The organism is Yoonia sp., from assembly GCF_036007805.1.
Classification (GTDB): Bacteria; Pseudomonadota; Alphaproteobacteria; order Rhodobacterales; family Rhodobacteraceae; genus Yoonia.
This window is the reverse complement of the sequence record NZ_DASYOK010000061.1, coordinates 1-8611: the sequence shown is the minus strand read 5'-3', so window position 1 is coordinate 8611 and position 8611 is coordinate 1. Positions and strand designations below refer to the sequence as shown.

Annotated in this window: 12 protein-coding genes; 2 read left to right on the top strand and 10 right to left on the bottom strand. The window is 59.5% G+C overall.

The window, feature by feature from the left end; all coding sequences use genetic code 11:
- On the bottom strand, positions 1-545 hold a 545-nt coding region (locus VGP75_RS03835), incomplete at its 3' end, for an LLM class flavin-dependent oxidoreductase (RefSeq protein ID WP_327542397.1).
- A 104-nt stretch (positions 546-649) separates the two neighbouring features.
- Here VGP75_RS03835 and VGP75_RS03830 point away from each other — a divergent pair.
- Both VGP75_RS03830 and VGP75_RS03825 read left to right on the top strand, forming a co-directional pair.
- Positions 650-1369 carry a GntR family transcriptional regulator gene (locus VGP75_RS03830; RefSeq protein ID WP_327542396.1) on the top strand — a complete coding sequence of 240 codons (720 nt, stop codon included), beginning with the start codon at positions 650-652 and terminating at the stop codon, positions 1367-1369.
- Positions 1370-1374: 5 nt separating this feature from the next.
- A complete protein-coding gene (locus VGP75_RS03825; RefSeq protein WP_327542395.1) occupies positions 1375-2463 on the top strand; it encodes a Gfo/Idh/MocA family protein in 1089 nt (362 codons plus the stop codon).
- Here VGP75_RS03825 and VGP75_RS03820 read toward each other — a convergent pair.
- The 9 genes from VGP75_RS03820 to VGP75_RS03780 form a co-directional block, all read right to left on the bottom strand.
- The gene (locus VGP75_RS03820; RefSeq protein ID WP_327542394.1) at positions 2460-2753 is read right to left on the bottom strand and encodes a hypothetical protein; all 294 of its coding nucleotides are present in this window, start codon (positions 2751-2753) and stop codon (positions 2460-2462) included. The genes VGP75_RS03825 and VGP75_RS03820 overlap by 4 nt on opposite strands.
- A 221-nt stretch (positions 2754-2974) precedes the next feature.
- A complete protein-coding gene (locus VGP75_RS03815) occupies positions 2975-3844 on the bottom strand; it encodes an MBL fold metallo-hydrolase (RefSeq protein WP_327542393.1) in 870 nt (289 codons plus the stop codon).
- A 27-nt stretch (positions 3845-3871) separates the two neighbouring features.
- A complete protein-coding gene (locus VGP75_RS03810) occupies positions 3872-4921 on the bottom strand; it encodes a 3-carboxy-cis,cis-muconate cycloisomerase (protein ID WP_327542392.1) in 1050 nt (349 codons plus the stop codon).
- Complete coding sequence (gene pcaD, locus VGP75_RS03805) at positions 4918-5697, bottom strand: 3-oxoadipate enol-lactonase (RefSeq protein WP_327542391.1); 780 nt, start codon at positions 5695-5697, stop codon at positions 4918-4920. The genes VGP75_RS03810 and pcaD overlap by 4 nt, the downstream gene beginning before the upstream one ends.
- A 25-nt stretch (positions 5698-5722) precedes the next feature.
- Positions 5723-6559, bottom strand: a complete 837-nt coding sequence (locus VGP75_RS03800) for a 3-oxoadipate:acetyl-CoA acetyltransferase (RefSeq protein ID WP_327542390.1) — start codon at positions 6557-6559, stop codon at positions 5723-5725.
- A 6-nt stretch (positions 6560-6565) separates the two neighbouring features.
- Positions 6566-7162, bottom strand: a complete 597-nt coding sequence (gene pcaG, locus VGP75_RS03795; RefSeq protein ID WP_327542389.1) for a protocatechuate 3,4-dioxygenase subunit alpha — start codon at positions 7160-7162, stop codon at positions 6566-6568.
- Position 7163: 1 nt separating this feature from the next.
- Positions 7164-7883 (bottom strand): protocatechuate 3,4-dioxygenase subunit beta, encoded by a 720-nt coding sequence (gene pcaH, locus VGP75_RS03790; RefSeq protein WP_327542388.1) that lies wholly within the window; start codon positions 7881-7883, stop codon positions 7164-7166.
- Complete coding sequence (pcaC, locus tag VGP75_RS03785; RefSeq protein ID WP_110279199.1) at positions 7880-8263, bottom strand: 4-carboxymuconolactone decarboxylase; 384 nt, start codon at positions 8261-8263, stop codon at positions 7880-7882. Before pcaC ends, pcaH begins: the two co-directional genes overlap by 4 nt.
- A 42-nt stretch (positions 8264-8305) precedes the next feature.
- A partial coding sequence (locus VGP75_RS03780; protein ID WP_327542387.1) for an FAD-dependent monooxygenase occupies positions 8306-8611 on the bottom strand: 306 nt, incomplete at its 5' end.

The window sequence follows — 8611 nt, the reverse complement described above, 5'->3', positions numbered from 1 at the left end:
AGCGGCCCGCCGTTTTGCTGATAGGGTTTGGCGGGATCGGTGGTGAGTTTGGAGATCTGGTAGATCTCGCCGTCATAGCTGACTTCATCCTGCGTCCAGCATTTGCGCAGGATTTCAACGACCTCGTGGCTCCGTTTATAGCGGAAAGCACTGTCGGCAGCTTCGCCGGGAAAATCCGAACTGATCACGTTGAGCGTCAGGCGCCCTTTGAGCATGTGATCGAGTGTCGCAATGGTGCGTGCGAGCATGATCGGTTGCACTTCGCCACAGCGGATCGCGGCGAGGAAATTGATCTTTTCGGTGAGCGGGGCCATGCCTGCAACAAAGGATAGCGTGTCTTGACCGACCTGATAGGACGAGGGCGCGAGGATGTTGCGGAACCCTTGTTTTTCAGCCGTGAGCGCGATGTCGCGGCAGTGCTCCCATGAGGAGCGCAGATCGCCGTCAGGCACGCCCAGAAACTGGTAATCGTCGGAACAGAGCGCGGAAAACCATGACACTTCCGCAGCATCCAGATCGGGGCTGGTGATGGGCACGATGGTCATTGATTCTCCTCCCCAGAAGATCGTGTTTCCACTTGCCTAGCACGCAAATATCTGTGCAACAATAGTGTATCAATTTTCATGTGCCGGCTCGGGGAGGTGCCGCCATGGCGACAGCCTCTGCCCAGTCATCGGCACTGCCGAAGTTCATTCAGTTGAGTGAAATGCTGATCCGCGAGATTGCCGCGGGGCATCTGGCGGATGGTGCGCGATTACCACCCGAGCGCGAGATGGCGGATGAATTGGGCGTGGCCGTGGGGACGTTGCGCAAGGCGCTTGCAGATGTCGAGGCCAAGGGATTGCTGGACCGTGTGCAGGGGTCGGGCAACTATGTGCGCCACCGCCCTGCAGTGAATTCGGTCTATGCGTTTTTCCGGCTGGAACTGCTCAAGGGGGGCGGTTTGCCGACCGCAAAGGTGCTGTCTGTTGATCGCTTGGCCAAGCCGATGGGCTTTGCGCGCTTGGGTGGAGACCCGGAGGGGCACCGGATCAGGCGGTTGCGGTCGCTCGATGGCGTGTTGGTGGCGCTCGAGGAAATTTGGCTCGATGGGGCGGCACGTGACCGGATCGCGGTGTCTGATCTATCGGACTCGCTCTATCACTTTTACCGCCACGAACTGGGTGTGGTGATTGCATCGGTCGAGGACCGGATCGGCGTTGATGTGGTGCCGGATTGGGCGCCAGCCGCCTTTCATCTGCGCCCCGGCGCACCTGTGGGTTATATCGAGCGGGTCAGCCTGACCGCCGCCAAAAACCCCGCAGAATTTTCGCGCACTTGGTATGACGCCAAGCGCGCCAACTACATCTCTCGTATGGGCAAAGGTTAAGCAACGTGGATACGGTAAACTACGGCCTGATCGGCTGCGGCATGATGGGTCGCGAACATATCTTGAATATCAATCTGCTGCCACAGGGCCGCGTGTCGGTGGTTTATGATCCGGTGGCGGAGCTGGCAGAATCAGCCGCGACCTTGGCGGAAAACGCCCATGTTGCGGGGTCGATTGACGCGCTTCTGGCCTTTGAGAATCTGGATGCGGTGGTGATCGTCAGCCCCAATTACCTGCATGTCCAGCAACTCCAGCAGATCGTGGCGACCCGCCCGCTGCCGATCCTGTGTGAAAAGCCGCTTTACACCGACCCTGCCGATGCGCCCGTGTTGGAGGCGCTGTTCAAGGATTATCCGCATCCTGTCTGGGTGGCGATGGAATACCGCTATATGCCCCCTGTCGCGGCCCTGATTGCGCAGGCCGAACAGGCGACCGGTGGCATCAAGATGCTGACGATCCGCGAACACCGCTTTCCCTTCCTGCCCAAGATCGGCGACTGGAACCGTTTCAACGCCAAGACCGGCGGGACCTTGGTGGAAAAATGCTGTCACTTCTTTGACCTGATGCGCCTGATTTTGCAGGATGAACCGGTGCGTGTGATGGCGAGTGCGGGGCAGTCGCTGAACCATATTGATGAGCGCTACGATGGTGAGGCGCCGGATATCTGGGACAACGGCTATGTGATCTTGGACTTTGCCAAGGGCGCGCGCGCCATGCTGGAATTGTGCATGTTCGCCGAAGGGTCCAAGTATCAGGAAGAGATCAGCGCCGTGGGGCCGAAAGGCAAGATCGAGGCGCTGGTGCCGGGGCCGGGGCGGTTCTGGCCGCAACTGCTGGGCGCGCCGCCGGTGCCGCAGATGATCATTAGCCCGCGTGCGCCCAAAGGCCCTTATGTGTCGGAAATTCCGGTTGACCCCACGTTGCTGGAAGCGGGCGATCACAACGGATCGACCTTCTATCAGCATCAGCGTTTCAATGCGGTCGTGCGCGGTGAAGGCGAGGTCGAAGTCACCCTTGCCGACGGGGCAAGGGCGGTTGCGATCGGGATGGCCGCGCAGGAAAGCGCGCGGACGGGACAGGCGGTGACGCTCTAGCTGTCCGCAATCATGTCGGAGGTGGCTGCCTCACAGGCGGCCCCTTCACACGAGACCATCGCCGCAGGAACACGCATTTCGCCGTTTTCTGTCATGATAATATAGGCACCTTCGGCGAAGCCCACATACTGTCCGACAATTGTGAAGTTTTGCGCCTTCAACGTCAGTGAGATCTGTTCTGCACTGACGCCTGAAGGGGAGATGAGTGCGATGGCACCCAACATCATTGTACCAATGATACCGTTTACTGTTTTCAACATTTTACTCGCCAATTTTTCAATTTTTTGCACGTTAACAAGCCTCACCTAGTGAACCTGCGCTGACCGCGTCAATGAAATTTTCCCGAAAATTATCATTCCCTGACCTAAAGGACAGCTACATCACTTTTTGCACGAAAAACGGCCTGAATGCTGCCGCAATTGGGCATCGAAACGCCATATTTTATTGGGCTTCTGGCCGTTTTCCGGTGATGCGCGTAAAGGGTGAGTCGCAGGTTGAGAACCCGCGCACCTTAGCCATGATCCGGCAGGTCTATCCTCAGCCCGTCAGCCCCGACAATCAGCGTCCCGTCGAAATGACCGGCCACAGCCTTGTGCCAGTCATCAACGCCATAGGCAGGGTCATCCGAGGGTAGCAGATGCGACAGGGCCAGCCGCTTGACCCCCGCATTCGCAGCGGTTCTCGCGGCTGCATCGGCAGGGCTATGGGAGCGGAGCAAATGCTGCATCAGTTTCTCCGAGCCATTTCCGACACGTTTGGTGAGTGCCGGAAGCGCCTGTTCCAGCATCGCTTCATGGATCAGAAGGTCTGCGCCGCGCGCGAAATCTTCGAGCGCTGTGATGGGCGCTGTATCGCCTGAAAAGACAACATGTGTTTGGGCCGATTTGAAAGAGAAGGCAAAGCAGTCAATCAATGGCGGGTGGACCGTGCGCATTGCCGTAACTGTCACACCGCCTTGTTCCATGACGTGGCCCGCATCAATATCGTGCAACTGCACCAGCGCGCGCAGATCAGGGCGGCCTTCGTCGGCGATCCGCAGGTCGATGTCGGCTTTCATTGAGGCCAGAAAACCGTCCCAATAGGTTTTGATCCCGACAGGCCCGTATATGTCGACCAGCGTTTTCAAGCCTGCCGTCCATGCGGTGTGGATGAGCGGGCCAAGTTCAAGGTAGTGATCGGAATGCAGGTGGCTGATGAAGATCAGGGAGATGTCCTTGAGTTGCATCCCCTGATCGACGAGCCCTTTGGTCACGCCCAATCCACAATCCACCACCATCTGCTGGCCATTGATGCAGAACAGGTTTGATGTGGGCATGGAAGAGCCGGGCCGGATCGCGGGGCCGCCTTTGGTGCCCAGCAGAATGACGTAGTTTTCGGACATGGTGACCCCTTTCAATCCGTGCTTCGGCTATCCGATCCGCGTGACCCTTGTGATCAGATCATGTGCTGCAGAAAGGCTGCGCGCCGTGACTTCGGCCATTTGCGGCAGGATCATCCACTCCAGCACCCATGCCGCGCCCGAGCGTTCCTGTTCATGGACCAGTGCATGGTGTATGCCCGCAAGCTGTGTCGCGTTGAAGCGCGCGTTGGTGACCAGCAATTCGGCCAGAACAGGGTTTTGTTTGTGTGGCATGGCAGAGGATGCGCCGCCGCCCTCCAAACCGATCTCTTCGATGCCTTGTTGCGCCATCAGGCAAATGTCTTGCCCCATCTTGCCGAGGCTTCCGGTGATCAGGGACAACAGGTTGGCATAATCGGCGATATGGTCGCGCATCGCATGGGGCGCTTTGGGCGGATTGCGCAGGCCAAGGTCTGTCGCCATGGCCGCCGCGATGGCATCGCCATGATCGCCGAGGGCCGCCCGATCTCCGACTGCCCCGCCAAGGCTGAGTACCTCGATCTCGGGGCGCAGGCGGGAGAGCCGCAGCGCGTGCCGCGCCATGGGTTGCGACCACGTGGCGAGGCGATCCGAAAAGGCAATGGGCAGGGCCGCCTGCATGCGGGTGCGCCCCATGATGGTGCGGTCGCGAAACTGGTCCGAGAGCGCGTCAAAATCGGCGGCCAAGGACGTGAGCCTGTCGGCAAGCAGATCGTTAAAGGCCTTGATCGTCAGGGCCAGCGCTGTGTCGAGCACATCCTGCGATGTGCTGCCCGTATGGACCGCACCGGCATCTGGACCTGCGACGCGTTTGAGTTGCGCGACCAATTCAGGGACAGGCACGCCATCGCGCATGGTTGCTATGTTGATCGCATCAAGATTGGGTTTGAAATTGGCGATCAGCGCAGCGACCTTTGTGGCCTGATCCGCACTGATCCGGCCTGTGTGCCCCAAGGCGCGCGTAAAGGCTGCCTCGCATGCCAGCATATGCTGCATCTGCTGCGCCGGACCCCAGATCGCGGCAGCTTCGCTGTTGCCGAGCAGCCCATTCAGCCATGGATGATGCGTGAACCCTGTCATTGGACCCTCTTATGCACCTCATTGATCGCTTGGGCCACCGTTTTGGGGGCCTCGATACAGGGCAGGTGGCCGCAGTCCGCGATCACCTCAAAGGTTGCACCTTGGATCAGCGCGCAAAGAGCGCGCACAAGGTCAGGTGGCGTGGAAAGATCCTCGCTGCCTGCGATGCAATGGGTCGGTATGGTAATGGTTCGGGTGGCCGCAGTTGCATCCGTGTCACGCAGTGCGGCGCAGACAGCGGCATAGCCGTCGGCGGGGGTGCGGGCCAGCATGTTGCGGTAAATCGCAAGGGCGGTGGGCTGTTCGGCCCTGAACTGCGCGCTGAACCACCGTTCAAGGATGGCAGGTGCCATCGCGCCGATCCCGTCGGTCTGGACCGCTGCGATCCGCGTATTCCACATGGCCGCGTCCCCAATTTTGGCGCCAGTGCAGCACAGGACCAGACCTGAAACGAGGTCTGGCCGCGTTGTTGCCAAACCCTGCGCAATCAGGCCACCGACGGAGACGCCGCATATAAGGGCAGAGGTCAGACCTGTTTGATCCATCAGTGCGGCCACATCACCGACCAGATTTGGCATGGTGATATCATTGCCATCGCTGAGACCTTGGCCGCGTTTGTCGATGCACAGCACAGGTGTCTCGGCAGGCAATTGCGTAATCACCGCGTCCCAGATGCGGAAATCCGTGCCGAGCGAATTGAGAAAGACCACAGCGCGGCCTTGGCCTGCCCGAAAGCGATAGTGCAGCACGGCACCATTGAGCGTTGCAAACATCATCGGGCGAGGGCCGTGCCGGCGCCTGTCATGCAGCGCTCTTTTGCAGGCCAAGAATGGCGCGCGCCTCTTGCCATGTTGCGACGGGGCGTTCGTATTTTTCGCAAAGATCAACCGCGCGCTGCACCAAAGCCGCATTCGACGGGGCCAGCGTGTTGCGATCAAGGCGGATGTTGTCCTCAAGCCCGGTGCGGGTATGTCCACCTTTTGAGATGGCCCATTCGTTGACCGTCAACTGCGCAGGCCCGATGCCGGCGGCGCACCACTGGGCATCGGGGGCAAGCCGTTTCAGGGTCTCGATGTAGAAATCAAAGATCGGTTCATCCGCAGGCATGGCGTTTTTGACGCCCATTACGAACTGCACATAAAGTGGCCCCTTCAAGCGCCCATCCGCGGCCATGCGGGTGGCCTGAACAATATGGCTGAGGTCAAAGGCTTCGATTTCGGGTTTGACGTTATAGGCCAGCATTTCCGAGGCCAGCCAATCCACAAGATCGGGGCTGTTTTCATAGACGCGCGTGGGGAAATTGTTGGACCCGACCGAGAGTGACGCCATGTCGGGGGCCAAGGGTAACATGCCGCCGCGTTCGCGCCCCGCGCCTGAGCGCCCGCCCGTGGACAGTTGCACGATCATGCCGGGGCAATGTGTTTCGATCCCTTCCTTCAGCCGCGCAAAGCGTTCCGGGTCGGAGGTAGGTTTGCCCGCGTCGTCACGGACGTGGCAATGGGCGATAGTGGCACCAGCCTCGAATGCGGCATGGGTGCTTTCGATCTGTTCGGCGATCGTCACGGGCACTGCCGGATTATCGGCCTGTGTCGGGACAGAGCCGGTGATGGCCACGCAGATGATACAGGGGTTTGTCATGGTCGGTTACACATCCAGAAAGACGGTTTCATTCTCGCCTTGCAGGCTGATGTTGAATTCATAGGTGTTTGCCTCGCCCTTGGCGATCAACGTGTCGCGGCGGTGCGCCTGTTCGATCAGGTTCAGCACCGGATCGCTGGCGTTGGCGCTCTCATCGTCGAAATACATCCGCGTGTTCAGGCCCACATTGATGCCGCGCGCGACCAGCCAGAGGTTCAGGTGTGGTGCGGATATGCGCCCGTCCGTGCCCGCAACGGGGCCGGGCTTGATGGTTTCAAGGGTGAATTTGCCAGTGTCAAAATCGGGGATCACACGGCCCCAGCCGCGAAAGCCCTCTTCGACATCGCCCGCACCGGCATAGATGCCAGCGGTATTGGCCTGCCATATCTCGATCAGCACGTCCTTGACCGGCGCACCTGTGCCGTCGGTGACCATGCCGGTGACGGTGATCCGCTGACCCTTGGCGTTGGGTCCGGCAATGTCATGGCCAAGTTCCTGCGCGTAGATGTCGAACCCGGCATCACCGGGTGCGAGGCCGATATGCACATAGGGGCCTGCGGTCTGCGAGGGGGTCTCTTTGAGGTAGTTGAGTGATTGGGTCATATCAATTTCCCTCCGGACGGTTTTCAAAGAAGGTCGAACGGCTGCCGCGCAGGATGATGTCGAACTTATAGGCAATACTGTCGAGCGGGATCGTGGCGTTCAGGTCAAGTGCTGCGACAAGCTGGTCAACGGCGCGTTGGTCGGGGATGGATTTCACGATGGGGCACTTCGCGATCAGCGGGTCGCCTTCGAAATACATCTGGGTAATCAGGCGCTGGGCAAAGGCGGTGCCGAACACCGAGAAATGGATATGTGCCGGACGCCAGCTATTAATCCAGTTGCGCCACGGGTAAGCGCCCGGCTTCACGGTGCGGAAGGTGTAATAGCCGTTCTCGTCCGTGAGGGTCCGGCCGCAGCCGCCAAAGTTGGGGTCAATTGCGGCGAGATAGCTGTCTTTCTTGTGCCGGTAGCGCCCGCCTGCGTTGGCTTGCCAGATTTCCACAAGCGTGTTGGGCACAGGGCGCGCATTTTCATCCAGAACGCGCCCATGCAGGATGATGCGCTCACCGATGGGATCACCGGATTTGGCGTAGTTGCGCAACAGGTCATTGTCGATGGCGTCGATATCGTTGTGGCCGAAGGTGGGGCCTGTCAGTTCGCTGGGCGAACCCTCGAGCGACAAAAGCGCGTTCTTCGGGGACCGGCCGAGGCTGGTTTTATAATCAGGTGCCAGTGCAGGGGGGTGCCATTCGCGGTCGCGTTGGTAAAGCGGTGATGTCATGTCTGATCCCCTTCCATTTCGGCATAGGTTTGTTTGGCAAGCTTGATCGCGTGATTGGCCGCAGGCACGCCCGCGTAGATCGCTACATGCTGAAAGGCCTCGATCACGTCCTGTTTGCTTGCGCCGGTGCGTGCTGTGGCGCGGATATGCATCGGGATTTCTTCGAAGTTCTTGGTCGCAGCCAGTAGCGCCAGTGTGATCATTGACCGTTCACGCTGCGTTATCCCATCCGACGCCCAGACCGTGCCCCATGCGGCTTCGGTGATCAGCGTCTGGAACGGCAGATCAAAATCGGTCTTGGCGGCTTCTGCCTTATCCACATGCGCGTCGCCCAGAACGGCACGCCGTGTTGCCATGCCTGTGTCAAACCGGTCTGTCATTGTGATCCTCCGTCGTGAGTGAATGTCAGACGCGCGCGTAAATCAATACGGCAAGCCCACATAGTTTTCCGCCATCGCCTTTTGCGCGGCTTTGTTGGACCGCAGGAATTCGAGATCGGCGACCTGCATTTTCAGATCGAATTCGGATTGATCAGGATAGCGGTGCATCAGAGACGAGAACCACCAGCTAAAACGCTCGGCCTTCCAGACGCGGGCGAGGGCCTTTTGCGAATAGCTGTCGATGCCGTCGGTGCTGCCGTTGGCGTAGAACTCGGTCAGGCCGTTGTAAAGGTAATGCACATCAGAGGCCGCGGTGTTCAGGCCTTTGGCCCCCGTGGGCGGTACGAT